Annotated in this window: 18 protein-coding genes and 2 pseudogenes; 13 read left to right on the forward strand and 7 right to left on the reverse strand. The window is 74.6% G+C overall.

All coding sequences use genetic code 11. The features are described from left to right. Positions 1-45 precede the first annotated feature (45 nt). Positions 46-1,227 carry a maleylpyruvate isomerase family mycothiol-dependent enzyme gene (locus ACIA79_RS20670; protein WP_399429783.1) on the reverse strand — a complete coding sequence of 394 codons (1,182 nt, stop codon included), beginning with the start codon at positions 1,225-1,227 and terminating at the stop codon, positions 46-48. 89 nt (positions 1,228-1,316) lie between these two features. Between ACIA79_RS20670 and ACIA79_RS20675 the strand changes: the two genes are divergently transcribed. The 3 genes from ACIA79_RS20675 to mug are packed head-to-tail and all read left to right on the forward strand — an operon-like array spanning position 1,317 to position 4,185. Then, a complete protein-coding gene (locus ACIA79_RS20675; protein WP_399429784.1) occupies positions 1,317-2,108 on the forward strand; it encodes an SGNH/GDSL hydrolase family protein in 792 nt (263 codons plus the stop codon). Positions 2,109-2,167: 59 nt separating this feature from the next. After that, positions 2,168-3,610 (forward strand): adenylosuccinate lyase, encoded by a 1,443-nt coding sequence (purB, locus tag ACIA79_RS20680; protein WP_399429785.1) that lies wholly within the window; start codon positions 2,168-2,170, stop codon positions 3,608-3,610. 20 nt (positions 3,611-3,630) lie between these two features. Beyond that, positions 3,631-4,185: a G/U mismatch-specific DNA glycosylase gene (gene mug / locus ACIA79_RS20685; protein ID WP_399429786.1), complete on the forward strand. Its 555-nt coding sequence runs from the start codon at positions 3,631-3,633 to the stop codon at positions 4,183-4,185. 232 nt (positions 4,186-4,417) lie between these two features. On the opposite strand, the gene ACIA79_RS20690 is transcribed toward mug, so the two are convergent. Next, entirely contained in the window at positions 4,418-4,855 is a 438-nt protein-coding gene (locus tag ACIA79_RS20690) for a hypothetical protein (RefSeq protein WP_399429787.1), read from the reverse strand. A gap of 295 nt (positions 4,856-5,150) precedes the next feature. On the opposite strand from ACIA79_RS20690, the gene ACIA79_RS20695 reads away from it, so the two are divergent. After that, positions 5,151-6,308 (forward strand): ROK family protein, encoded by a 1,158-nt coding sequence (locus tag ACIA79_RS20695; RefSeq protein WP_399429788.1) that lies wholly within the window; start codon positions 5,151-5,153, stop codon positions 6,306-6,308. A gap of 101 nt (positions 6,309-6,409) precedes the next feature. Here ACIA79_RS20695 and ACIA79_RS20700 read toward each other — a convergent pair whose 3' ends face one another. Together ACIA79_RS20700 and ACIA79_RS20705 are read right to left on the reverse strand one after the other, a co-directional pair. Beyond that, positions 6,410-7,156: a GntR family transcriptional regulator gene (locus tag ACIA79_RS20700; RefSeq protein WP_399429789.1), complete on the reverse strand. Its 747-nt coding sequence runs from the start codon at positions 7,154-7,156 to the stop codon at positions 6,410-6,412. A 231-nt stretch (positions 7,157-7,387) separates the two neighbouring features. Further along, positions 7,388-8,278, reverse strand: coding sequence for an RNA polymerase sigma-70 factor (locus tag ACIA79_RS20705; RefSeq protein ID WP_399429790.1), 891 nt, complete (start codon positions 8,276-8,278; stop codon positions 7,388-7,390). Positions 8,279-8,439: 161 nt separating this feature from the next. Here ACIA79_RS20705 and ACIA79_RS20710 point away from each other — a divergent pair, with 161 nt between their 5' ends. Continuing rightward, entirely contained in the window at positions 8,440-9,270 is an 831-nt protein-coding gene (locus ACIA79_RS20710) for an alpha/beta fold hydrolase (protein ID WP_399429791.1), read from the forward strand. Between the two features lie 195 nt (positions 9,271-9,465). Here the strand turns inward: ACIA79_RS20710 and ACIA79_RS20715 are convergent. Continuing rightward, a pseudogene (locus ACIA79_RS20715) lies at positions 9,466-10,254 on the reverse strand (DMT family transporter); the annotation flags it as partial. Between the two features lie 105 nt (positions 10,255-10,359). Between ACIA79_RS20715 and ACIA79_RS20720 the strand changes: the two are divergent. The 5 genes and pseudogenes from ACIA79_RS20720 to ACIA79_RS20740 form a co-directional block, all read left to right on the forward strand. Beyond that, complete coding sequence (locus tag ACIA79_RS20720) at positions 10,360-12,063, forward strand: PLP-dependent aminotransferase family protein (RefSeq protein WP_399429792.1); 1,704 nt, start codon at positions 10,360-10,362, stop codon at positions 12,061-12,063. Between the two features lie 201 nt (positions 12,064-12,264). Beyond that, positions 12,265-13,827: an alkaline phosphatase D family protein gene (locus ACIA79_RS20725; protein ID WP_399429793.1), complete on the forward strand. Its 1,563-nt coding sequence runs from the start codon at positions 12,265-12,267 to the stop codon at positions 13,825-13,827. A gap of 182 nt (positions 13,828-14,009) precedes the next feature. Further along, the gene (locus ACIA79_RS20730; RefSeq protein ID WP_399429794.1) at positions 14,010-15,431 is read left to right on the forward strand and encodes an SWIM zinc finger family protein; all 1,422 of its coding nucleotides are present in this window, start codon (positions 14,010-14,012) and stop codon (positions 15,429-15,431) included. Then, on the forward strand, positions 15,428-18,196 hold the full coding sequence (locus tag ACIA79_RS20735; protein ID WP_399429795.1) for a DUF6493 family protein: 2,769 nt from the start codon (positions 15,428-15,430) through the stop codon (positions 18,194-18,196). Before ACIA79_RS20730 ends, ACIA79_RS20735 begins: the two co-directional genes overlap by 4 nt. A gap of 76 nt (positions 18,197-18,272) precedes the next feature. After that, a pseudogene (locus ACIA79_RS20740) lies at positions 18,273-19,664 on the forward strand (GNAT family N-acetyltransferase); the annotation flags it as partial. Here ACIA79_RS20740 and ACIA79_RS20745 read toward each other — a convergent pair. Next, positions 19,636-20,991, reverse strand: a complete 1,356-nt coding sequence (locus ACIA79_RS20745; protein WP_399429848.1) for a trans-sulfuration enzyme family protein — start codon at positions 20,989-20,991, stop codon at positions 19,636-19,638. The pseudogene ACIA79_RS20740 and the gene ACIA79_RS20745 sit on opposite strands and share 29 nt — an antisense overlap. Before the next feature lie 68 nt (positions 20,992-21,059). On the opposite strand from ACIA79_RS20745, the gene ACIA79_RS20750 reads away from it, so the two are divergent. After that, positions 21,060-21,557: an Lrp/AsnC family transcriptional regulator gene (locus ACIA79_RS20750; protein ID WP_399429796.1), complete on the forward strand. Its 498-nt coding sequence runs from the start codon at positions 21,060-21,062 to the stop codon at positions 21,555-21,557. A 48-nt stretch (positions 21,558-21,605) separates the two neighbouring features. Continuing rightward, positions 21,606-23,297, forward strand: a complete 1,692-nt coding sequence (locus tag ACIA79_RS20755) for a DUF885 domain-containing protein (RefSeq protein ID WP_399429797.1) — start codon at positions 21,606-21,608, stop codon at positions 23,295-23,297. Between the two features lie 168 nt (positions 23,298-23,465). Here the strand turns inward: ACIA79_RS20755 and ACIA79_RS20760 are convergent, their stop codons facing one another. Next, on the reverse strand, positions 23,466-24,002 hold the full coding sequence (locus tag ACIA79_RS20760; RefSeq protein ID WP_399429798.1) for a rhodanese-like domain-containing protein: 537 nt from the start codon (positions 24,000-24,002) through the stop codon (positions 23,466-23,468). Positions 24,003-24,096: 94 nt separating this feature from the next. On the opposite strand from ACIA79_RS20760, the gene ACIA79_RS20765 reads away from it, so the two are divergent. Beyond that, positions 24,097-24,543: an Lrp/AsnC family transcriptional regulator gene (locus tag ACIA79_RS20765; protein WP_399429799.1), complete on the forward strand. Its 447-nt coding sequence runs from the start codon at positions 24,097-24,099 to the stop codon at positions 24,541-24,543. Positions 24,544-24,562: the final 19 nt, after the last annotated feature.

The raw sequence follows: 24,562 nt of genomic DNA on the forward strand, positions 1-24,562 counted from the left end.
TCGCGTTCCGCGCCCGGCCCGTGGTCCAGGGCCCGGGTGGGGGCGCTAGTAACGCGTGGCCGTGGACCACGCGTCGACGAGCGTGCGGTCGCCGCGGACGATGAGCCGCCGCTCGTCGGCGCGGTACCGGCCGTAGAGGTACAAGAGCAGGTCACCGGCGGTCGCGCTCACCGTGGCGGTCGCTTCGGCGGCGGCGCGGGCCTGACGGCTCCAGGAGAAGCCGCCACCGCCGAGCGTGATCGTCCACGCGGATGCTCCGTCGGTGGCGCACAGCCGCAGCACGTCACCGTCGCGCCCGAGCTGCGACACCGGTTCGGCCACCCACGAGACGTACGGGAGGTTCTCCAGGAACTCCTCGACACCGTCGGCGGCGAGGCCAGGCTCGACGACGGGTTCCTCGCCCAGCGCCAGTTCGGCGTCGGCGAGGTGGACGACGGCCTCGAAGAGCAGCCGCCGCGGGAAGAACCGGACGTGCGGGTCGGCGCCGTGCGACCACATCGCGGCCTGCGGGTCGGCGGCGCGCAGGGTGCGCAGGCAGGCCGCCGCGCCGCGGGCGAGCCAGTCGGCGCGGGCGCCCGGCTCCCCGGGCAGGCCGAGCGGTACCTCGTCCGTCCGGACGCGCCGGGTGGCCCGGGTGCCCACCAGGTGCTCCGTCCAGCGGTGGACGGTGCCGACGTGCAGGACCAGGTCGGCGAGGGTCCAGCCGGGGCAGGTGGGCACGGGGGCCGCCGGGTCGGCGTCGCGCACGGTGGCGACGAGGCGTGCGACGTAGCCCTCGACCGCGTCGCAGTACCGCGCGTGCCGGCCGTCGTATCGGCTTTCGCGCAGGTCGTCGTATCGGCTTTCGCGCAGGTATTCGTACCGGTTGTCGTACCGGCCCCCGTGCCTGTCTTCGTCCCCGTACAGGCCGAGGCCGGCCGGCAGGTCCAGGAGGGCATCGCGTGTGGGGCCTTCCGGTTCGCGCAGGGCGACCTGCCGGAAGAGCGTGCCGAGGCGGTGCCGGCCGGCGGGGGTGAGCCGGCCGAGGACGCCGGCGGTGCGCTCGGTCCACGCACCGGCGGTGCGGGCGTCGAGCACCCCGTCGTCGCGGGAGCGGACGGCCGCCAGCAGATGCGCCAGCGCCCCGGCCAGTGCCTGCTCCACCTCCGGCGCCTCGTCCGGCGCCTCGCCCCACGCCTCGGCGGGCGCCGCCGCCCGCTCCCGCACCCGCTGCCGTACCTCGCTCACAGGCCCCGCTCCCCGATGCCCCGCGCTTGCGCGCCGACTCCCGGCTTCCTCCGGACCCGCGCGACCCTACGCGATACGATCACTCCGCCATGGAGATGAATGCCACGTACAACAGTTTTGTCGCGGTGGGCGACAGCTTCACCGAGGGGATGTCGGACCTGCTGCCCGACGGCTCGTACCGGGGCTGGGCGGACCTGCTCGCGGCGCGGCTCGCGGCCCGTACGCCCGGGTTCCGGTACGCGAACCTCGCCGTCCGCGGCAAGTTGATCGGCCAGATCGTCGAGGAACAGGTGGACCTCGCGGCCGCCATGAAGGCCGACGTGGTCACGCTGGTCGGCGGGCTCAACGACACCCTGCGCCCGAAGTGCGACATGGGGCGGGTGCGCGGGCTGCTGGAGGAGGCGGTGGAACGGCTCGCCCCGTCGTGCGGCCGGCTCGTCCTGATGCGCAGCCCCGGCCGCAACGGCCCGGTGATGAAGCGGTTCCGGCCGCGCATGGAGGAGCTCTTCTCGTACGTCGACGAGCTGGCGGCGCGGCACGGAGCGCTGGTGATCGACCTGTACGGCGCCGAGGTGCTCGGCGACCAGCGGATGTGGGACGTGGACCGGCTCCACCTGACCGCCGAAGGGCACCGGCGGGTGGCGGAGGCCGTGTGGCAGGCGCTGGGCCTGGCGGCGGAGGAGGACTGGCGGGCTCCGCTGCCGCCGGCCGTGCGGACGGGCTGGGTGAACCGGCGGGCGGCCGACGTACGGTTCGCGCGCCGGCACCTGGGGCCGTGGATAGGGCGGCGGCTGACGGGCCGCTCCTCCGGCGACGGGCGCCCCGCGAAGCGGCCGGAGCTGCTGCCGTACCTGCCGGCCGACGAGCCGGCGTGCTCGTAGCAAACCACAAACCGGACCGTGGCGCTGGCCTGCAGAAACCGCCAGTAGAATCTGGACACGTGACTGCTGTGTCTGCGAAGCCTCGCATCCCGAACGTCCTGGCCGGCCGCTACGCCTCCGCGGAGCTCGCCGTCCTGTGGTCCCCCGAGCAGAAGGTGAAGCTGGAGCGCCGCCTCTGGCTCGCCGTGCTGCGCGCCCAGAAGGACCTCGGGATCGAGGTGCCCGACGCCGCGCTCGCCGACTACGAGCGGGTGCTCGACCAGGTGGACCTGGCGTCGATCGCCGAGCGCGAGAAGGTCACGCGCCACGACGTGAAGGCGCGCATCGAGGAGTTCAACGCGCTCGCGGGCCACGAGCAGGTCCACAAGGGCATGACCTCCCGCGACCTGACCGAGAACGTCGAGCAGCTGCAGATCCGGCTGTCGCTGGAGCTGATGCGCGACCGTACCGTCGCGGTGCTGGCCCGGCTGGGCAAGCTGGCGGGCGAGTACGCCGAGCTGGTCATGGCGGGGCGTTCGCACAACGTCGCAGCGCAGGCCACCACCCTCGGCAAGCGCTTCGCGACCGCGGCCGACGAGCTGCTGGCGGCGTACGCGCGGCTGGAGGAGCTGCTGGGCCGCTACCCGCTGCGCGGCATCAAGGGCCCGGTGGGCACGGCCCAGGACATGCTCGACCTGCTGGGCGGCGATGCCGCGAAGCTGGCGGAGCTGGAGCAGCGGATCGCCGCGCACCTGGGCTTCGGGCACGCCTTCACCTCGGTCGGCCAGGTCTACCCCCGCTCGCTGGACTACGAGGTCGTCACCGCGCTCGTGCAGCTGGCCGCCGCGCCGTCGTCGCTGGCGAAGACGATCCGGCTGATGGCCGGGCACGAGCTGGTCACCGAGGGATTCAAGCCGGGGCAGGTCGGCTCCTCGGCGATGCCGCACAAGATGAACACCCGCTCCTGTGAGCGCGTCAACGGCCTGATGGTGATCCTGCGCGGCTACGCGTCGATGACCGGCGAGCTGGCGGGCGACCAGTGGAACGAGGGCGACGTGTCCTGCTCGGTGGTGCGCCGGGTGGCGCTGCCCGACGCGTTCTTCGCGCTCGACGGTCTGCTGGAGACCTTCCTGACCGTGCTCGACGAGTTCGGGGCGTTCCCGGCGGTCGTCGCCCGCGAGCTGGACCGCTACCTGCCGTTCCTGGCGACCACCAAGGTCCTCATGGCGTCGGTCCGCGCCGGCGTGGGCCGCGAGGTCGCGCACGAGGCCATCAAGGAGAACGCGGTCGCAGCCGCGCTCGCCATGCGGGAGCAGGGCGCCGAGCGCAACGAGCTCCTCGACACCCTCGCCGCCGACGACCGCATTCCGCTGGACCGTGCGGAGCTGGACGCCGCCATGGCGGACAAGCTGTCGTTCACGGGCGCGGCCGCCGACCAGGTGGGGGCCGTCGTCGCACGGATCGAGGAGGTCGCCAAGCAGCACCCGGACGCGGCCGGTTACGTGCCCGGTGCGATTCTCTGACCTCGGGGCACCCGAGCCGTATGACTCCTGAGGAACTCGAAGCCGCTCGCGACCGCGTCGTCCCCGATGTGATCGCGAGCGGCCTGTCCGTGTTGTTCTGCGGTATCAACCCGGGCCTGATGTCGGCCGCGACGGGCCACCACTTCGCCCGGCCCGGCAACCGTTTCTGGCCGGTACTGCACCGGTCGGGTTTCACCCCGCGCCGGTTGAAGCCGTCCGAGCAGGACGAGCTGCTGACGTACGGGCTCGGCATCACCAACGTGGTGGCGCGGGCGACCGCGCGGGCCGACGAGCTGAGCGACGAGGAGTTCCGCGAGGGCGGCCGGCTGCTGGCCGTCAAGGTGGCCGAACTGCGGCCCCGCTGGCTGGCGGTCGCCGGTGTCACCGCCTACCGCACGGCCTTCCACGACCGCACGGCCCGGATCGGCCCGCAGGAGCGCACGATCGGCGACACACGGATCTGGGCCCTGCCCAACCCCAGCGGTCTGAACGCGCACTGGACGCTCGAGACGATGGCGGAGGAGTTCGCCCGGCTGCGGGCCGCCGCGCAGGAGGATTCCGGCGTCCGCCGCTAGGCCCTGTCGTCACATTCCCGTCGTCGCCCGAAGGGCGGCCCTGCGGCGTCAGGTGCGTGCTCTCGGTGTGCCGGGCCCCGGCCCTCGTACTGGATGTACTCGGGTCCGGGCCCGGTGCGGCGAGAGTGCGTGCATGGCGTCGCGGGGCAGACGGGAATGTGACGACAGGGCCTAGGGGGTCCGTCCGGAGCAGGCACCGAGGGACTGCTGGGGGCCCGTGGAGGCGCACCCCTCAGGGCGGATCGACGTCCGTGACGACGGCCAGCAGCTGGAACGGCAGCTCCTTGTCCCACTGGGAGACCCCCAAGGCTATCCAGCGTTCCTCCGCGCGCCAGAGGTGGACGTCGGGCACGGAGGCGGCGAGGACGCTCCAGGGCTCGGGTATCTCCTCCCCTTCCATGCCGCGCTCCTGCAGCGACCAGAGACTGAAGATGTGGGGCTCCCCCCAGCGGGCGCCGAGCACTACCGCCAGCGCGTCGCGCTCGGCCTCGTACTGCTCCTCGACGAGTTCGCGCCGTGTGCCGTCGTCCTCCCAGAAGTCCTCGCTCGTGCTGAGCTCCGCGACGTGGTAGCCCGGTCCGCTGTCACCCGCGTCCGATCTGCCGCGCTGCCCGGGGAAGGGGCGGGAGCGCAGCAGATCGATGGTCGCCAGGTGCCGTGCGGTGGTCATGGATCCAGTAAAGCCCCGACCACTGACAATTGGCGTTCCGTCAGGGCTCCGGCAGGGGTCCCGTCAGGTGCTCCGTCGGGCGCCCGGTCAGGCGTCGCCGGCCACGAACGACACGATGCACGTCGTGCCGTACGGGCGGCACCCGGCGGCCGGGACCGCACCCGGGCGGTCGTCGCCGCCCACGGGTCCGGCTTCGTGTCGCCGTCCGGCGCGGCGGAGGGTGCGGGCGCCGGTCGCCGCCCGGCGGGCCATTGAGTACGATCCGGCAGACACGCGCTCGAGCTGGGAGGACACGGTGGGGCGGCTGACCGGCGGTGACCCGTCGTTGCTGCGGCGGATCAACTCCGCGGTGGTACTCCATGCGCTGCGGGGCTCCGACGCGCTCACGCTCACGGACCTGACGCGCATCACGGGTCTCTCCCGCCCCACGGTCGAAGGCGTGATCGAGGGGCTGATGGACAACGGCCTGGTGGTCGAGGCCGCGCCGGAGGAGGGCGAGGCGCGGCGCCAGGGGCGGCCGGCGCGGCGCTTCCGGTTCCGCACGGAAGCCGGGCATCTGCTGGGCATCGAGATCGGGCCGCACCGGGTCGCGGCGCTCATCTCGGGACTGGACGGGCGGATCATCGGCGCGGGGTCACGCGAGGTGTCGGAGACGGCGTCCGCGGACGAACGGCTGGAGCGGGTGCGGACGGTCGTCGCCGATGTGCTGCGGCGCACCGGGGTGCCGCGGAGCAGCCTGCGCGCGGTCGGCGTCGGCACGCCCGGCATCGTGGAGGCGGACGGGACCGTCCGGCTCGGGACCGCGCTGCCCGGCTGGACCGGTCTGGCGCTGGGCGAGCGGCTGCGGCGGTCGTTCCGGTGCCCGGTGCTGGTGGAGAACGACGCGAACGCGGCGGCCGTGGCCGAGCAGTGGAAGGGCGCCGCGACGGACTCGGACGACATCGTCTTCGTCCTGGCCGGGCTGAGCCCGGGGGCCGGATCACTGATCGGCGGGCGGCTGCACCGGGGCTTCGGCGGGGCCGCCGGGGAGATCGGCGCGCTGCACCTGCTCGGTCAGGGCGCCACGCCGGAGACGCTGCTGTCCACGACGGACGAGCCGCTGCACCCGCTGGACGAGCAGGCCGTCGCGGAGGTGTTCGCGCTGGCCCGCCAGGGCGACGCGCGGGCCGGGGCCGCGGTGCGGCGGTTCACCCAGCGGCTGGTCCACGACGTGGCGGCGCTCGTGCTGGCGCTGGACCCGGAGCTGGTGGTGATCGGCGGCTGGGCGGCCGGTCTGGACGGGATACTCCCGCCCCTGCGGGAGGAGCTGGCGCGGTTCTGCCTGCGCCCGCCGCGGGTGGCGCTGTCGCTGCTGGGCGAGGCGGCCGTGGCGACGGGCGCGCTGCGGCTGGCGCTCGACCACGTGGAGGAGCAGCTCTTCGCGGTGGAGGGCACGGTGACGGCCCGCCGCTGAGCCCATGCCGGGCTCAGGGTGCCGCTCACCCGCGGTCGGAGTCGTCCGGGACGCGCCGTACCGCCGCGCACGGCGCACCGGGCGCGGCGGGGGTACGGGTGTCAGGAGGCGATCCGGAGGTCCCCCGCGTCGCCGAAGGTCAGCCGGCAGGTGTCGGCGCGGTACGTGGCGACCGAGACGGCCGCGGTGCGGCCCTGCGCGAAGTACCGCGTGGTGACGACCAGTACCGGGGCGCCCGGGAGCCGGTCGAGTTCCCTGGCGTCGTCCGCGCGGGCGGAGCCGAGCTCCACGGCGCGGTCCTGGCCCTCCAGGGTGAGGTGCTGGAGTTCGCGCAGGACGCTGCGGGCGCGGGCCGGGCCGGACGGGGTGTCGATGGCGGTGAGGTCGGGGACCGAGGCGGCGGGGACGTACAGCTGCTCGGCCGCGACCGGCTGGCCGTGCGTCATGCGCAGGCGCCGCACCGTGTGGACGGCCTCGTCCGCGGCGGGGTCGAGATCGAGGAGGCGGGCCACCGCGGCGGGCGGCACGGCGGACGCGCACTCGACGGGCTGCCAGGCCTCCTCGCCGGGCCCGGGCCACTGCTGCTGGGTGGTGGAGACGTCGACGCCCATGCGCGGCGGGGCGACGGTGGTGCCGACGCCGCGGCGCCGCTGGAGGCGGCCTTCGAGTTCGAGCTGTTCGAGCGCCTGGCGGAGCGTGGCGCGGGCGACTCCGAAACGAGCGGCCAGCTCCCGCTCGTTGGGCAGGATCTCGCCCACCGCGAAGTCGGTGTCCAGTGCCTCACTGATCACTGTCTTGAGGTGCCAGTACTTCGGCTCCGGCACCGATTCCAGCTGCGTGGTCCCCACCCTGATCCTCCGCAATCGCCGTGTCCCCGGCGGCTTTCCGTGCCCTTGTTTATTAAAGGTTCCTGCACTAACTCTCCGACCGACCATAAGGCGGCCCCCACACTTGGTCAAGACCAATGCGCCGACCCCGCGTCCGGGGTCGGAGCGCGGGGCCGGCGGTGGCTCGGGAATGTGTGCGGCTGGGACCTGTCCTTCGGATCAGGGTGAACCGGAGGAGATTGGAAGACAGCCCTACGGCATGAAAGCGGACAGTTTGTCAGGGTTCCTTACGATGTAGATGCACTGGATGCGGCCGTCCAGGACGTCCACCTGGATGACGGCGTCGGGCTTCCCGTCCGCCAGCACGAGCATCGCGGGACCGCCGTTGAGCTCGACCAGGCGGGACTCGGACCCGGTGCGCGCCTCCTTGACCACGGCGAACAGGAACCGGCCCACCTTGTCGGCGCTCTGCATGATCCGCAGCGGCGCCTTGGCCTTGCCGCCGCTGTCGCCGATGAGCCGGACGTCCGGCGCCAGCAGCGCCAGCAGGTTCCCCAGGTCGCCGCCGGCCGCCGCCTCCAGGAAGCGCTCGGTGAGGTCGCGGCGCTCGGCCGGGTCCACGTCGTAGCGGGGCCGGCCCTCCTCGACGTGGCGGCGGGCGCGGCCCGCGAGCTGCCGTACGGCGGACTCGGACCGGTCCAGGGTCGCCGCGATCTCCGCGTACGGGAAGCCGAAGGCCTCGCGGAGCACGAACACCGCGCGCTCCAGCGGCGAGAGCGACTCGAGGACGACCAGGACGGCGAGCGAGACGGAGTCGGCGAGCACCGCGCGCTCGGCCGTGTCGGGGACGGTGGGCCCGAAGTCCGTGGTGACGGGTTCGGGCAGCCAGGGCCCGACGTACGACTCCCGCCGGGACTGGACCTGGCGCAGGCGGTCGATGGCCAGCCGGGTGGTGATCCGTACGAGGTACGCGCGCGGCTCGCGGATCTGCGCGCGGTCGGCGCCCGTCCAGCGCAGCCAGGCCTCCTGGACCACGTCCTCGGCGTCGGTGACCCGCCCGAGCATCCGGTAGGCGACGCCGGTCAGGACCGGCCGGTGCGCCTCGAACACGTCGGTGGCGTCGGTGTCGGTGTCGGTTGCCACGGATGCCATCCCAGCCGACGGGGACGCCCGTGTCCAGGAGGGACGGCTGCGGCACGGACCACACTCGGACGGCCCCCGGTCGGCCGCGCCCCTTGAACTCGGGTCTGTCCCGCGGCCATTGTTGCTGACACGGCGTCTACCTCACGGCTGGGAGCAGCAGCATGGCCGCACAGGTCTCCTTCACCATCGAGTCCCTCCACGGGCCCCGCAGGCTGTCGCTGGAGTACGAACGGGTCGGCTCCGGGGAACCGCTTCTGCTGCTGCACGGCATCGGACACCACTGGCAGGCGTGGCGGCCGGTCATGGACATCCTGGCCGCCGAGCGCGATGTGATCGCCGTCGACCTGCCGGGCTTCGGCGCCTCCCCCGCGCTGCCCGACGGGTTCCCCTACGACCTCCCCACCGTCGGCCGGGTGCTCGGGGCGCTGTGCGAGAGCCTGGACGTCGACCGGCCGCACGTGGCGGGCAACTCGCTCGGCGGGCTGCTGGCGCTGGAGCTCGGGCGCGAGAAGCGGGTGCGGTCGGTGACGGCCCTGTCCCCCGCCGGCTTCTGGGTGGAGAGCGAGCGGCGGTACGCCTTCGCGACCCTGCGCGCCATGCGGGCGGGCGCCGAATCCCTGCCCCTCCCGGTGATCGAGCGGATGTCCCGCACGGCGGCCGGGCGGGCCGCGCTGACCAGCACCGTCTACGCGCGGCCGGGACGGCGGTCACCCGAGGCGGTCGTCGCCGAGACGCTGGCGCTGCGCCAGGCGCCCGGATTCCATCAGACCCTCGCCGCCGGGCGTGACGTCCTGTTCACGGACGACCTCACGGGCCTGCCGGTCACCATCGCGTGGGGCACCCGCGACCGGCTGCTGCTGCGCCGTCAGGGCGTCCGGGCCAAGCGGGTGGTGACCGACGCCCGGCTGGTGCGGCTGCCGGGGTGCGGACACGTGCCGATGAACGACGACCCCGCCCTGGTGGCGCGCGTGCTCCTCGACGGCAGCCGCTGACCGGCTCAGGGACCCGCGGGAGCCGGGCCTGCGGAACCCGGAACCCGTCATCCGGGAGCTCAGCATCCGCGCGCTGAGGAATCCGGAGGCCGACATCCGGGGGCTCCGTACGCGCGCGCTCAGGAAGCCGGAACCCAGGGCCACGCCCGCGCCGACGAGCGCGCTGCCGACGCCCTGGGCGACGCCGTACGAGCCGGTCGCGACGAGCGGTGCCGTCATCGCCGCCGACACCGGGATCAGCCCCGAGAAGAGGGTGGCGCGCTCGGCGCCGATCCGTTGCATGCCCCGGTACCAGCAGAGGAAGCCCACGACGGTGACGACTGCCGCCTGCCACAGCAGCGCGACCGCCTCCTGGGGGGTCGGTACCCGCAGCACCTCGGTGCCGTCGAGCACGACACCCAGCGCGGCGGACTCCAGCGCCGCCACACCGCAGACGGTGGCCGTCAGCAGCCTGGGCCCGAGCGGCTTCAGCACGGGTACGGCCAGTACGGCGAAGCCCACCTCCCCGACGAGGGCGGCGACCGACCAGGCGATGCCGGCCGCGTCCGTACGGCCCCAGCCCTGCACGGTGAACGCCCCCACGGCGACCAGCAGCGCCCCGTACAGCACCGGGCGGGCGGGTCTGCGGCCGCCCAGCAGGGGGACGAGCACCGCGACGACGACGGGCGCACAGCCGACGAACACGCCCGGGACGGCGGGCTCCGCGGTGCGTTCGGCAGCGAGCACGGCGAGGTTGAAGCCGACCATGCCGACGGCGGCGAGAACGGCGAGGCGACCCCAGGCGCGGGCGGGCAGGGCGCGCAGGGGGGCCGTGCCGCCGCGGCCGAGGAGGGGCAGGAGCAGCAGGCAGGCGAGACCGTAGCGCAGTGCCTGGCCACCCGCGTGGGGATAGGCGCCGAGCATGCTGTTGGCGGTGAAGGAGGCACCGACGAGGACGCAGGCGAAGGCCGCGAGCAGCGCTCCGCGGGGGGAGGTCACGTTCATGGAACCGACGCTAGGGAGGTGGGCGGTCCGGTTCGGGGTCCACTTTCCCGCCGGGTTCGGGGACCACTTCGGCGGTACCCGCTCCGGGTTTGTAGGGTCCGGGACATGGCGGAAGCGGGGGGCGCGCGCACGGGCGCGGAATGCGCGGGGGCGGAATGCGCGGGGGCGGAATGCGCGGGGACGCAGCGCGCGGCGACGGGAAGCCCGGGGGCAGGAAGCGCGGGGGCGGGGCAGGCGGCACCGGAGGGCGCGGGGCATCGGACCGCGGGCGCGCCGGGCCGGTGCGGGGAGCGGTCGTCCGGTGCCGCCTGGGAGTTGCTGCTCCCGGCGGCTGCCGCACCGCCCCGCCGGAGGGGCCGGACGCTGCAGGAGGCACTGCGCGAGGCGGTCCGCTCCGGGCGGCTCGCGGCGGGTACGCGGCTGCCGTCGAGCCGTGAGCTCGCGGCCGACCTCGGGGTGTCGCGGGGCCTGGTGACCGACGCCTACGAGCAGCTGACGGCCGAGGGGTACCTGCGCAGCAGCCGGGGCGCGGGCACGTGGGTCGGCGACGCGGTCCGGGCCCCCGGCGCGGGCGCGGGCCCGACGCCCGCCGCGGGCGGTACCCGGGCGGTCGCGGAACCGGCGCGGACGCCCGCCGCGGGCGGTACCCGGGCGGTCGCGGAACCGGCGCGGACGCCCGCCGCGGGCGGTACCCGGGCGGTCGCGGAACCGGTGCCCGGTGCCCCCGCGGTGCGGGTGGACTTCACCCCGGGGACGCCCGACCTGTCGCTGTTCCCGCGCGCCGCCTGGGCGGCGGCGCACCGGACCGTGCTGTCCCGGCTGCCGCACGCGGCGCTGGGTTACCCCGATCCACGCGGTCTGCCGGAGCTGCGCGCGGCCCTGGCGGCCCTGCTCACCCGGCGGCGCGGCGTGGTGGCCGCCCCGGAGCGGGTGGTCGTGTGCTCGGGGGTCGCCCAGGCCATGACGCTGCTCGGCTTCGTCCTGCGCGGACGCGGGCTGCGAACGGTCGGGGTCGAGGACCCGGGCAGCCCGGAACACGGCACCCTGTTCGCGTCGGCCGGGCTGCGGGCGGTGGGGCTGCCCCTGGACGGCGAGGGGCTGGCTCCCGGGCCGCTCGTCGCGTCCGGGGTGCGCGCCGTGGTGACCACGCCCGCGCACCAGTTCCCCTCCGGTATCGCCTGCTCGCCCCGGCGCCGTACGGAACTGCTCGACTGGGCGCGGACGGTGGACGGCTACCTGATCGAGGACGACTACGACGGCGACTTCCGCTACGACCGGGCCCCCGTCGGCGCCCTGCAGGGCCTGGACCCCGCACGCGTGGTCTACACGGGCTCGGTGAGCAAGTCCCTGGCGCCCGGGCTGCGGCTCGGCTGGATGGTCGTGCCGGAGCCGCTGCTGGAGGAGGTGGTGGACCGCAAGCGCACCATGGACCTGGGCAATCCCTCGCTCGACCAGGCGGTGCTCGCCGAGGTCGTTACGGCCGGCGGCTACGACCGGCAGCTGCGGCGGTGCCAGCGGGCCTACCGCCGGCGGAGGGACGCGCTGGTGACCGCGCTGGCCGAGTTCCTGCCCGGTACGCAAGTCAGCGGCATCGCCGCCGGACTGCACGTCATCGCGCGCGTGCCGGGGCGTCACGGCCCGGAGGGGGCGTTCCTGGCCCGGGCCGCCGCGGCCGGAGTGGTGGTGCGACCGCTCTCCGGCTACGGGACGGCGGCGCGGGACGGCGGGGACGTACCCCTGGTCCTCGGTTACGCCCATCTGTCGCCGTCCGACATCGCCCTGGGGGTACGGAGGATGGCCGGCGCCTGACGACCGCAGCGGGGGGTGCGGGGCTGGTGGCGGGGCGCCGGGGAGCTTGTTCACCCGGCGTTCGCGTGGGCGCCGTCACCGGACGCTAGGGAGTGTCTTGTCGATCAGGCGGATCAGTGCCGGGCGTCGCGAGCCCGGCGTGATCGGCACGACACCCCCTGGGCATGCCCCGGCACCCCCGTTACCCCTGGAGACGCACCGATGCAGCCGTACCGCCCGAGCCCGTCACCCGCCCGCCGCACCGTCCTGCGCGGCTCCCTGGCCGCGTCGGCGGCCGTGTCCCTGGGGGCGCGCCCAGCGCCCGCGCAGGCCCGTTCCGGGCGGCCGCGCGCCGCCTGGGGCGTGCAGACGGGGGACGTCACGTCCTCGTCCGGTCTGGTGTGGGTGCGGTCGGACCGGCCGGCCCGGATGGTCGTCGAGACCTCGGCCACCGAGTCCTTCCGCCGCCCCCGCCGGTGGGAGGGCCCGCTGCTGGGGCCGGACACCGACTGCACGGGGACGACCGCGCTGCGCGGCCTGCCGCCCGGCACGCAGATCCACTACCGGGTCACGCTCGCCGACCCGGACGACCCGCGCCGCACCGGTGAGCCGGTGTACGGCACGTTCCGGACGGCGCCCGCGCGGCGCCGGGACGGGGTGCGGTTCCTGTGGTCGGGCGACATCGCCGGACAGGGCTGGGGCATCAACCCGGACATCGGCGGCTTCCGCGCCTACGAGGAGATGCGCCGCCTCGACCCGGACTTCTTCCTGTGCAGCGGCGACACCGTCTACGCCGACGGGCCGCTCCTGCCGAGCGTGACCCTTCCGGACGGGCGGGTCTGGCGCAACGTCATGACGGAGGAGAAGGCGAAGGTCGCCGAGACGCTCGACGAGTACCGCGGTGTCTTCCGGTACAACCTGCTGGACCACAACGTCCGCGCCTTCAACGCGCAGGTGCCGTCGATCGTGCAGTGGGACGACCACGAGGTGCGCAACAACTGGTACCCCGGCCAGATACTGGACGACCCGCGCTACGGCGAGAAGGACGTGGATGTCCTGGCCGCCCGCGCCAGGCGGGCGTTCGGCGAGTACTTCCCCGTGCAGGCGCCGTCCGCCGGCCGGATGCACCGGGTGGTGCGCCACGGGCCGCTGCTCGATGTCTTCGTCCTGGACATGCGTACGTACCGCAACGCCAACTCGCCGGGGCGGCAGCCGGACGACACGACCGGCATCCTCGGGGCGGAGCAACTGGCCTGGCTGAAGCGCGAGCTGGCGCGGTCGCGCGCGGTGTGGAAGGTGCTGGCCGCAGACATGCCGCTCGGGCTGGTCGTGCCGGACGGCGCGGTGGACTTCGAGGCGGTGGCGCAGGGTGATCCCGGGGCGCCGCTCGGCCGGGAGCTGCAGATCGCCGGGCTGCTGCGGTTCATCAAGCACCGGCGCATCACCGGCACGCTGTGGCTGACGGCGGACGTGCACCACACGTCGGCGCAGCACTACCTGCCGGAGCGGGCGGCGTTCCAGGACTTCGCGCCCTTCTGGGAGTTCGTGTCCGGTCCCCTGGCGGCGGGCGGGTTCCCGGCGAACGCGCTGGACGGCACGTTCGGGCCGGAGCGGGTGTTCGTGCGAGCCCCGCAGCGGGCGAACGTCTCGCCGATGGAGTCGCCGCAGTACTTCGGCGAGGTCGACATCGACGGGGACAGCGGTGAACTGACCGTGCGGCTGCGGGCGGAGGGCGGCACGGTGCTGTTCAGCCAGGTGCTCCGGCCGGGGCGCGTCGGCCAGTGAAGCCGGTGCCCCGCCCGCCGTCTTGCCGGGCGGGGCACCGGCAGGGCGCGCGACGGGGGGCGGGGTTGGGCAACGCGGGGTGGTGTTCCGCGGCGGAGAGCGGGGGCCGGGGCCGGCGGTGCGGTCCGGGGCGGCGGCTCGGCCCGGGGCCGTTGTCAGTGGTGGGTCCTACCGTCTTTTCCATGACGCGATCCGTGCAGGCACTCGCCTATTCCCGTCCGTCCGCCCTGGCATCGTCCCAGGCCGGACGGCTGCTCGGCCTGGAGACATCGGGCGGGCTCACGCCCGCCGGCGCCGAGGCCCATCCCCGGTTCTTCGCCGGCTTCCTGACGTCGCCGCAGACGGCGGCGCGCGGGCTGCTGGCGGTCGCGGACGTCGCGGCGGCCCGGTACTACCAGCGGCTGCGGCCCGCGTCGCTGGACCCGGTGGTGACGGGGAACGGCGACCGCCTGCGCTTCGAGTCCTTCTCGGGCTGCGGCGGCGTGTACGCACGGCTGGACGTGCTGAGTGAGGGCCTCGACGGCGCCGCGACCGGGCACGGGACGACCAATGTGGACGTCAACGACCCGCTGCGCGAGGCGCTTTCGCGGCTGACCGGCGACGATCCCCTGCACCTGCGCGTCGGCCCGGAGGAGATGACGGTGACGACGCTGGGCGGCGCGGTGGTGGAGAAGAAGGTGCCGCTGCCCGACCGCTGGCTGCGCGGTTTCGCCGAGGCGCAGGTGGCGTGCGCGGGGTTCGACCTCCGCGCGGAGCTGTCCGCCGCCGAGGCCGTACGGTTCCTGCGCGCGCTGCCGCGCACGCCGGGTGCCACGGCCCGCGGGCCGCTGTGGGTGGCGCCGGCCGGGAAGACCCTGCGGCCGACGACCCGGCCGGTGCCCGGCGCGGTGTGCCTGCCGGGTCCGGAGCGATTGGCCGCGCTCCAGCGGGTGCTGCGGCACGCCACGGCGCTGCGGGTGTACGGGCCGGTGCCGGACGGCGCCGCGACGGCGAGCGCCTGGGAGGTGGCACTGCCCGGGATGCGGCTGACGCTGACGCTGTCACCGGACGCGTCGCGCGGCTTCTCCGGGGAGGGCGGCGTGCTGGAGGCGCTGGCCACCCCGGAGGCGGCGGAGGACGCCGAGCTGGTGTCGGTGCTCCTCGCGTGGGAGCCGCGGATCGACCTCGCCGACCTGGCCACGCAGGCCGGGCTGTCGGTGGAGCGGGTGCGGGCGGCGCTGGTCCGGCTCGGAACGGCGGGCCGGGTGGGCTACGACGTGGCGGAGGCCGCGTACTTCCACCGGGAGCTGCCGTACGACGCGGATCGCGCGGAGCGGCACAATCCGCGGCTGGTGGCGGCGCGGGAGCTGGTGGCCTCGGGTGCGGTGCAGCTGCTGCCGGACGGCGAGCCGGCGCTGGTGACCTCGGGTGAACGCCGCTACCAGGTGCGGTGGTCGGAGGGGCGTGTGCTGGGCTGCACCTGCCGGTGGTGGGCGGACTACCGGGGCCGCCGGGGTCCGTGCAAGCACGCGCTGGCGGTACGGATGGCGCGGCGCGGCGCCGGCGAGCCCGTCCACGGCCGCGGAACCGACAGCGTCGCGGCGGTCGCCGGGGGTGCCCGGTGACGCGTACGGAGGAGCTCACGCGGAAGGCGACGGAGCCGGAGGTACTGCTGGCGGCCGTGCGGGAAGGGCGGCGCGACGACGTGCCGGGGCTGCTGGAGGCGCTGGGGCCCGCCGGGCGCAAGACGGCCCTCGGGGAGCTGAAGGCCCTGCGCAAGGAGCTGCGCGGCTGGGGCTGGGAGCGCTGGACGGAACGGCGGTCCGTCTCGCGGGCGCTGCTCGTGGCCGGGGCCGGCTGTCACACCGGGGCCGCGGCGGCGGCCGCCTGGATCGGCTCCCGCGATCTGCGGGACTGGGAGCGGCTGCCGTGCGGCATGCTCCTGGACCTGCTCGCGGACCGGGGGCCCGAGTGGCTGGGCGACGTGGCGCACCGGCTCGCCGGGCGGGCCGCGACGGCCGAGGAGGACTACCTGCTCATCGCCGGGCTCGTCCGGGCGTCGGGCTGCCCGGTGCCGGTGACGGACGGCTTCGTGCACGGCTGGGCGGACGCGGTCGCGAGCGGCGACATCCTGGCCGCACTGCGCACCGACCCGCACACGCGGGTGCTGGTGCCCCGGCTGTTCGCGACGGCCGAGCCGGCCGCCACGCTCACCTGGCGCGACGAGGACTGGCAGGCGGCGCTGGTGGCCCTGGCCGCCGAGGGCGCGGTGGACCGGGAGGAGCTGGCCGACGCGTGCGTGGCGCGGCTGCTGCGTGGCGGCAAGCCGGGCGGACACCGGTTCTTCCTCGCGCTGCTGCGGCGGCTGGAGCTCACGCCCGCCGAGGAACGGGCGCGTACGGCCGACTGGATGGGCATGGCGGCCGATGCCACCTCGACCGTGGCCGGGCACGCCCAGGGCGTGCTGGCCCGCCTGGCCGGGGCGGGAGACCTGTCCGCGCGTGAGCTGGCCGAGATGTCCGCCTCGGTGCTGTTCCGCACGGAGAAGAAGCTGGTGCGGGCGCAGTTGGTGCTGTTGGGGAAGGCGCTGCGGCGGGGCGGGCCCGACATCGCGGCACAGCTGCTGCCCGCGGTCGCCGAGGCGTTCGGGCACGAGGACTCCGAGGTGCAGGGGCGCGCTCTGAAGCTGGTCCGCCGCCACCTGCCCGCGGTGGGCGAGGGGACGCGGACCGAGCTGGCGGAGGCGGCCGCGTTGCTCGGCCCGGCGCACCGGGCGGCGGCGGCCGAGCTGTTCGGCGGCGCGTTGCCGCCGGAGACCTGGGAGGCCGGGCCGTACGAGGAGCTCCTGCCGCCGGCACCCCGGCCGCAGCGGGTGGCCCCCTCCGCGGGGAGCCTGCCGGAGCTCGTCGAGGACCTGGCGGCCCTGCTGGTGTCGGACCACGACGTCATCGGCGTGGAACGGGCGCTGGACGGACTCGTCCGGTACGCGCACCGGGACGGGGACGCGCTGCGCGAAGCCCTCCTGCCGCTCGCCACCGGCCTGTGGTGGTACAAGCGCGACACGGACCTCATGCGGCATCTGGGGCCGCTGGACACCGTCGTCGGTGCGGTGGTGGGGAAGGTGACGACCGGTCACCTGTACGCGGCGCTGCGGGCGCAGCCGGTGCACTCCTGCGTGCACCAGGCTCTCGACCGGGTCCTGCAGGCCCGGGTGCGGGAGGTCGCGCTGTCGGTGCTGGAGGGGCCCGTGCCCTTCCTGCTCGCCACGCCGACGTGGCACACGGGCGCGCTGGACGCCGGCGAGCTCGTCGAGCGGCTGACCGCGTACCGGCGGCTCGGCGTGCGGGCGGGTGAGGTGGACTTCGCGCAGGCTCTGCTGCGGGTGCGGCGTTCGGGGCCCGGTGCGGAGGAGGCGGCCGGAGCGGCCGCCGGGCTGGGCACCCCGGAGGGAGAGCGCCTCGCGGAGTGGCTGACCTCCCCGGAACCGGTGGCCCCCGCCCTGCGCACGGTCGCCGGTGCCGAGGACCCGGACGGCGACGGCCACACCTCCTGGGGGCGTGCGCTGCTGCGGCGGGTCGTCCGGGCGCCCCGGGCACACCGGGTGATCGAGCGGGACTTCCCGCCCGCGTTCCACTGGCTGGGCCGCGCGCGGACGGCCACCGACGGGAACTGCTACCACTGGGGAGGCTGGGAGGCGCACTGGACGGCCGTGCTGCCGGAGGACCGAGAGACGCTCGCGGCATGGCTGCTGCCGATCGCCACCTCCGCCGCGGACGACCTGCGCGGGGGCGCCCGTGCCCTGACGCAGCTGGTGGAGGCGGGCGGCGAGGCGGGCCCCGCCCTGCATCTGGCGCTGGCCACCGGGCTGGGCGCGCGACACGTGGAGGACCGCCTGGCGGCGGTCGACGCCCTGCTGGTGCTCGCCGCGCGCGGCGAGCTGGACGCGGCTCTGCTCGGCAGGGACCTCGCGGAGCTGGTGCGGCTGGGGACCGTGAAGCCCAACCGGCTGGCCGACTCGGTCCGTACGGCGGCCGCGACGGGGGCGTACGCCACCACGTGGGCCGTCCTCGGCAGCGCCCTGCCGGGCCTGTTCCCGGGTGGGGAGCCGGTGCGCGGGCTGGGAGAGATACTGGGGGTCGCCGCCGACTGCGTCGAGCGGTGCGGAGCGGCACCGCACAGCACCGGCGCCGCCGGCACCGGTACTTCGGCTCCGGGCGCTGCGGCCGCGCGGGACGGGACGGACGGCATGGAGGCGGTGGACGCGCTCGCGGCTCGTCGCGGCTCCTCGCAGCTCGTCTCGCAGGCGAAGCGGCTCGTGAAGGCACTGGCGAACACATCGGTGCACGAGAATGACCATGCGATGCCAGAACTAGTTGAAAATAGTCATTAAAGGGCCAGATGCATCCTTAACCCATCAGTCACAAAGGGTTCGTGATCACGCAACAACACTGGGTCACAGTGATGCCATGACTGATGTGACTTCTGCGAAGAGCACCCGCCGCCGGCCCCACCACTGGCGGCGGGATCTCGTGGAGCTGGCCGCCCTGTTCACCGCCGTCGCCGTCGCGGACGCGGTGGCGAACACCATCGCGCACGGCCCCGACGGCCCGTACCTGCTCGCCGTCTCGGCGGTCGCCCTGGTCGCCACCGCGACGTTCCACACCTGGTGGGCACGCCGCCACAGCCATGCGCCGCCCGCCGGGGCGGAGAGCGATACCGGCGGCGCCGCGACCTCGGCCGGCGGGTCCGGCGCGGTGCGGCCGGCCGACGGTACGCCCCCCGTCGCCGACCCGGCCGCGACGGCGCTGTGGCGCATGCGCACCACCGTGCGCGACGCGCCGGGCAGCCTGGCCGCCCTGTGCACGGCGCTCGCCCACCTGCGGGTCGACATCCTCACCCTCCAGACGCACCCGCTGGCCGAGGGCACGGTCGACGAGTTCCTGCTGCGTGCCCCCGCCTCGCTCCAGACGTCGCGGCTCGCCCGGGAGATCGCCGCGGCCGGCGGCGAGTCCACCTGGATCGAGCGTGCCGACACGCACGACCTGGTCGACACCCCGGCCCGGGTGCTGGGCCTGGCGACCCGTACCGCGCTCGACGCCGCCGAACTGCCGCTGGCCCTGCGCCAGTTGCTCGGCCGGTGCACCATCCACTCCCTGCCGGCGGTCTCGCTGACGGGACGCCCCACCGGTGAGACCGCCCCGGTCGAGGGCGCCCTGGAGGAGGGCGAGACGGTGATGCGCATGCGCGACCCGAACGGCGGGGTGATCAGCATCGAGCGGCCGTACCTGCCGTTCACGCCCACCGAGTTCGCCCGCGCCCGCGCGCTGGTCGAGCTCGACGCCCGGCTCGGTCCCCGCATCCCCCGCAGCCAGGACGTCCTCACGCTCCCCGAGGGCAACGAGATCACCGTCCGCCGCGCCGACCGGGGCGACCTGCGCGCCGCCCGGGCCATGCACGACCGGTGCTCGGCCCGCACCCTCGGGCTGCGTTACCACGGTCCCGTCGCCGACGCCGACCGCTACCTCAACCACCTGCTCAGCCCGCGCTTCGGCCGCACCCTGGCCGTCGAGACGGCGGCCGGCCGCCTCGTCGCCCTCGGCCACCTCCTGTGGGACGGCGACGAGACGGAGGTCGCCCTGCTCGTCGAGGACGACTGGCAGCGCCGCGGCATCGGTTCGGAGCTGCTGAGCCGCCTGGTGGGCCTGGCCGTGGAAGCCGGCTGCGAGAGCGTCTACGCCGTGACGCAGTCGTCCAACACCGGCATGGTCGCGGCCATGCGCGCCCTCAACCTCCCCCTGGACTACCAGATCGAGGAGGGCACCCTGGTGATCACCGCCCGGCTGAGCGGGGTTCCCGCCCACCATGGCGATCACCATTCGGACCGGCACTCCGACGAGCACCGGGACCGCCACTCGGACCAGCACCGGGACCGGCGCTCCGGCCACCACTAGGACCGCCGGCCGGACGGCCGCGCCGATGCGCGTCCCCACGGCCGTCGCCCAGGGCGCCGACGGGCCCCGCGCTCAGTGCCTCCGTCAGGTCCCGCCACAGGTCCTCGACGTCCTCCAGACCCACCGACATCCGCAGCAGCCGGTCGCTGACACCCGCGGCCCTCCGGTCCGTCTCGTCCACGATGCGGTGGCTGATGGAGGCGGGGTGCTGGATCAGGGTGTCCACGCTGCCGAGGCTGACCGCCGGAGTGATCAGCCGCACTCCGGCGATCACGGCGTGCGGGTCCCCGTACACCTCGAACGAGACCATGGCGCCGCCGATGTCCGGGTAGTGCACCCGGGCGATGCGGGGGTCGGCCGACAGGCGGCACGCCAGCTCGGCGGCGGACGTGGAGGCGGCCCGCATCCGCACCGGCAGTGTGGACAGGCCCCGCAGCAGCAGGTAGCCCGCCATGGGGTGCAGGATCCCCCCGGTGGCGAACCGGACCCGCCGCAGCAGGCCGGCGAACTCCTCGTCGCAGGCCACCACGCCGCCCATCACGTCGCCGTGCCCGCCCAGGTACTTGGTGGCGCTGTGCAGCACGATGCGCGCGCCGTGCTCCACGGGCCGCTGGAGTACGGGGGTGGCGAAGGTGGAGTCGACGAGCAGCGGCACCGAGCCGCAGGCGTGCGCCACCGCCCGGATGTCGACCTCGGCGAGCGTGGGGTTCGCGGGCGTCTCGACCATCACCAGCCCGGTGTCGGGCCGGATCGCCCCGGCGATGCCCGCCGGGTCCGTCCAGGTCACCTCCGTGCCGAGCAGCCCGGAGGTGAGCAGGTGGTCGCTGCATCCGTACAGCGGCCGCACCGCCACCACATGGCGCAGGCCCGCACTCGCCCGGGCCAGCAGGACCGCGGTGAGCGCGGCCATGCCGCTGGCGAACGCCACCGCGCTCTGCGTGCCCTCCAGCCGGGCGAGCGCGGTCTCGAACCGGGCGGTGGTCGGGTTGTCGAGCCGGGCGTAGACCGGCGGCCCCTCGGGGCGGGCTCCGGTGGCGGCGAACTCGTCGATCCGGGCGGCCTCGCCCCGGGTGTCGTACGAGGGGTAGGTGGTGGACAGGTCGAGGGGAGCGGCGTGCAGGCCGAGGGCGGCGAGGTCCTCGCGCCCGGCGTGCACGGCTTCGGTGGCCGGCGCCCGCGGGGTGGTGCGGGTCGTGATCGAGGCGACGGAGTCGGTGTGATCGGCGCGATCCATGGCATCCATGGCGGAACTGTGAACACTGGCCGGAACTACCGGGGGAAACGCCGTGCTACGTTCGCCGCATGGCCGAATCTGTCGTACTGGACACGGTTGATCTGCACATCCTGCGCCTTCTGCAGAACGACGCCCGGACCACGTACCGCGAGCTCGCCGCCGAGGTGGGGGTCGCGCCCTCCACCTGCCTGGACCGGGTGGCGCGGTTGCGCCGCACCGGTGTCGTCCTGGGCCACAAGCTACGACTCGATCCGGCCAAACTCGGACGCGGCCTGGAAGCGCTCCTGCTGGTGCAAGTACGCCCGCATCGGCGGGAGCTGATCGGTCCGTTCGTGGAGCGGATCCGGGGCCTGCCGGAGTCCCGGGCCCTGTTCCATCTGACCGGTCCGGACGACTACTTGGTGCACGTGGCCGTGTCGGGCCCCGCTGACCTGCAGCGACTCGTGCTGGACGAGTTCACCTCACGGCGTGAAGTGGCGCGCGTGGAGACGCGGTTGATCTTCCAGCAGTGGGAGTGCGGGCCCCTGCTGCCGGCCGCCGCGAGCGCTCATGTGTCGGCCGACTGAGATCGGATGAGGGTGACGACGAGGCCCCTGGCATACCAGGATGGCCTCATGCCAGAGACCTCCAGCAGCGCTCTTCCGCGCCAGGTGGCCGACGCCTATGTCGACGCCCTCATCGCACTCGACCCGATCACCGGAACCTACCTGGGCGTCAGGGAAAGCGCCGGACTCCTTCCGGACCTCACACCCGCCGGCCAGGAGGAGCTCGCCGCGCTGGCCCGCGAGACCCTCGCGCGGCTCGACGAGGCCGAGCGCCGTCCCGGCGCGGACAGCGACGCCGAGCGGCGCTGCGGACGATTGCTGCGCGAGCGCCTGACCGCCGAACTGGCCGTCCACGACGCCGGTGAGGGGCTGTGCGCGGTGAGCAACATCCACTCCCCCGCGCACAGCGTGCGGATGGTGTTCACCGTGATGCCCACCGAGACGGACGAGGACTGGGCGGCGGTCGCGGAGCGGCTGCGCGCCGTGCCGGCCGCGCTGAAGGGCTACCGGGCCTCGCTCGAACTGGGCCTGGAACGGGGCATGCGGGGCGGTCCGCGGGCCACCGCCACGTTCATCGACCAGCTCACCGAGTGGACCGGCACCGACGGTGCGCGGGCCGGCTGGTTCGAGGACTTCGTGACCCCCGGGCCCGCCGCGCTGCGCGCGGAGCTGGACGCGGCGGCCGGAGGCGCCAACCGGGCGCTCGTCGAGCTGCGCGACTGGATGCGCGAGGTGTACGCACCCGCGGTGCAGGACGCGCCGGACACGGTGGGCCGTGAGCGCTACGCCCGCTGGTCGCGCTACTACAACGGCACGGACTTCGACCTGGACGAGGCGTACGCGTACGGCTGGGACGAGTACCACCGCCTCCTCGGCGAGATGAAGACGGAGGCCGGGAAGATCCTGCCGGGCGCGGACCCGTGGGAGGCACTCGCCCACCTCGACGAGCACGGCACGCACATCGAGGGCGTGGAGGAGGTGCGGGTCTGGCTCCAGCAGCTGATGGACGAGGCCATCGAGGCGCTGGACGGGACCCACTTCGAACTGGCCGAACGGGTACGGAAGGTGGAGTCGCGGATCGCCCCGCCGGGCGGCGCGGCGGCGCCGTACTACACGGGCCCCTCGGAGGACTTCTCGCGTCCCGGCCGCACCTGGCTCCCGGTCGACGGCGAGACCCGCTTCCCGGTGTACGACCTGGTGACGACCTGGTACCACGAGGGGGTGCCAGGCCACCACCTGCAGATCGCGCAGTGGGCGCACGTGGCCGATCAGCTCTCCCGCTACCAGGCCACGATCGGCGGGGTCAGCGCCAACGCCGAGGGCTGGGCGCTGTACGCGGAGCGGCTCATGGACGAGCTGGGCTTCCTGCCCGACCCGGAGCGCCGGCTCGGTTACCTGGACGCCCAGATGATGCGGGCGTGCCGGGTGATCGTGGACATCGGCATGCACCTCCGGCTCGACATCCCGGAGCACTCGCCGTTCCACCCGGGCGAGCGGTGGACGCCGGAGCTCGCGCAGGAGTTCTTCCAGCGGCACAGCAGCAGGCCGCCGGCCTTCGTGCGGAGCGAGCTGACCCGCTACCTCTCGATGCCCGCCCAGGCCATCGGCTACAAGCTGGGCGAACGGGCCTGGCTGCTGGGCCGGGAGAACGCCCGCAAGGCGCACGGTGACTCCTTCGACGCGAAGAAGTGGCACATGGCCGCGCTGTCGCAGGGCCCGCTGGGCCTGGACGATCTGGTGGACGAGCTGTCGCGTCTGTGAGCGTGCCGCCGTGTCCCGGCCCGTCGCTCCGGCCCTTCCCCGGAAGGCTCCGGGGCCACGGGCCGGGACGGCGGGCGGAGGGCAGGCCCGGACAACCGGGCGGGACCGCGGGGCGGAATCCGCCGCGCGACAGGGCGCGGCGCTGCCCCGGCCGTCCGCCGGCCGCGGTCAGCAGCCGCAGTCGGCCGCGTCGACCGGGGCGGTCAGCGGGTCGGCGTCCCGGCTCTCCGGTCCCTGCCAGGTCTCGTACGCGAAGCCCTCGCGCACCCAGTACTCGAAGCCTCCCATCATCTCCTTGACCTGGTAGCCGCGTTCGGCGAGCGCGAGAGCCGCGCGCGTGGCGCCGTTGCAGCCCGGGCCCCAGCAGTACGTCACGACCGGCACGGACTTGTCCAGCAGTTGCTCGGCCTGCTCGGCGACGAGGGCGGTCGGCAGGTGCACCGCGCCCGGCACGTGGCCCTGGTCCCAGGACGCGGTGGAGCGGGAGTCCACGACGACGAACCCCGGGTCACCGCCGGCCGCGAGCACGGAGGCGACGTCGGAGACGTCCGCGTAGAAGGCCAGGGAAGCCGAGAAGTAGGCGGCCGCCGCGCCGGGCGAGGCCGGCGGCACGCGCAGGACGGGGTTGGCCTGGGCCGGCGCGGCGGCGGTGCCGGGAGCGGTGGCCGGGCTGGTGTCGTTACTGCTCAGCGGTGTCGTCGTCATGACAGGAAAGCTACGGCCGGTGATCATTCCGATGAAGTGACGATCCCCGGTGATCACCTTGTACCGCCGGTGATTCCCCTGCTATTCCTCCTGCATGACGGGATATTCACCGGACGCCACCGACTGGCGCATACTGGCGGCCCTCCAGGAACAGGGCCGGGCCACGTTCGCGGAGCTGGCCCGGACCGTGTCCATGTCCGCCAGCGCCGTCACCGAGCGGGTCCGCAGGCTGGAGGAGGCCGGGGTGATCGCCGGCTACACGGCGGTGGTCGACCAGGAGCGCCTCGGTCTGCCCATCCTCGCCTTCGTACGGCTCCGCTACCCCAACGGCAACTACAAACCGTTCCACGACCTGCTGGAGGCGGTCCCGGAGATCCTGGAGGCCCACCACGTGACGGGTGACGACTGCTTCGTCCTGAAGGTCGCCACCCGCTCGATGAGGCACCTGGAGGAGGTGGCGGGGAAGATCGGCGCGCTGGGGTCGGTGACGACCAGCGTCGTGTACTCGTCCCCGCTGCGGCGCCGCCCGATCAGCCGCTGAGTGCCGCCGGCGGCGGCGG

Origin of the sequence: Streptomyces sp. NPDC051310 (genome assembly GCF_044455245.1) — a bacterium.
Classification (GTDB): domain Bacteria; phylum Actinomycetota; class Actinomycetes; order Streptomycetales; family Streptomycetaceae; genus Streptomyces.

Coding starts and splice junctions, on each gene's coding strand:
- ACIA79_RS20675 (WP_399429784.1), top strand. CDS start 1,317: ATGGAGATGAATGCCACGTACAACAGTTTTGTCGCGGTGGGCGACAGC.
- mug (WP_399429786.1), top strand. CDS start 3,631: ATGACTCCTGAGGAACTCGAAGCCGCTCGCGACCGCGTCGTCCCCGAT.
- ACIA79_RS20690 (WP_399429787.1), bottom strand. CDS start 4,855: ATGACCACCGCACGGCACCTGGCGACCATCGATCTGCTGCGCTCCCGC.
- ACIA79_RS20710 (WP_399429791.1), top strand. CDS start 8,440: ATGGCCGCACAGGTCTCCTTCACCATCGAGTCCCTCCACGGGCCCCGC.
- ACIA79_RS20720 (WP_399429792.1), top strand. CDS start 10,360: ATGGCGGAAGCGGGGGGCGCGCGCACGGGCGCGGAATGCGCGGGGGCG.
- ACIA79_RS20725 (WP_399429793.1), top strand. CDS start 12,265: ATGCAGCCGTACCGCCCGAGCCCGTCACCCGCCCGCCGCACCGTCCTG.
- ACIA79_RS20730 (WP_399429794.1), top strand. CDS start 14,010: ATGACGCGATCCGTGCAGGCACTCGCCTATTCCCGTCCGTCCGCCCTG.
- ACIA79_RS20745 (WP_399429848.1), bottom strand. CDS start 20,991: ATGGATCGCGCCGATCACACCGACTCCGTCGCCTCGATCACGACCCGC.
- ACIA79_RS20750 (WP_399429796.1), top strand. CDS start 21,060: ATGGCCGAATCTGTCGTACTGGACACGGTTGATCTGCACATCCTGCGC.
- ACIA79_RS20755 (WP_399429797.1), top strand. CDS start 21,606: ATGCCAGAGACCTCCAGCAGCGCTCTTCCGCGCCAGGTGGCCGACGCC.
- ACIA79_RS20760 (WP_399429798.1), bottom strand. CDS start 24,002: ATGACGACGACACCGCTGAGCAGTAACGACACCAGCCCGGCCACCGCT.
- ACIA79_RS20765 (WP_399429799.1), top strand. CDS start 24,097: ATGACGGGATATTCACCGGACGCCACCGACTGGCGCATACTGGCGGCC.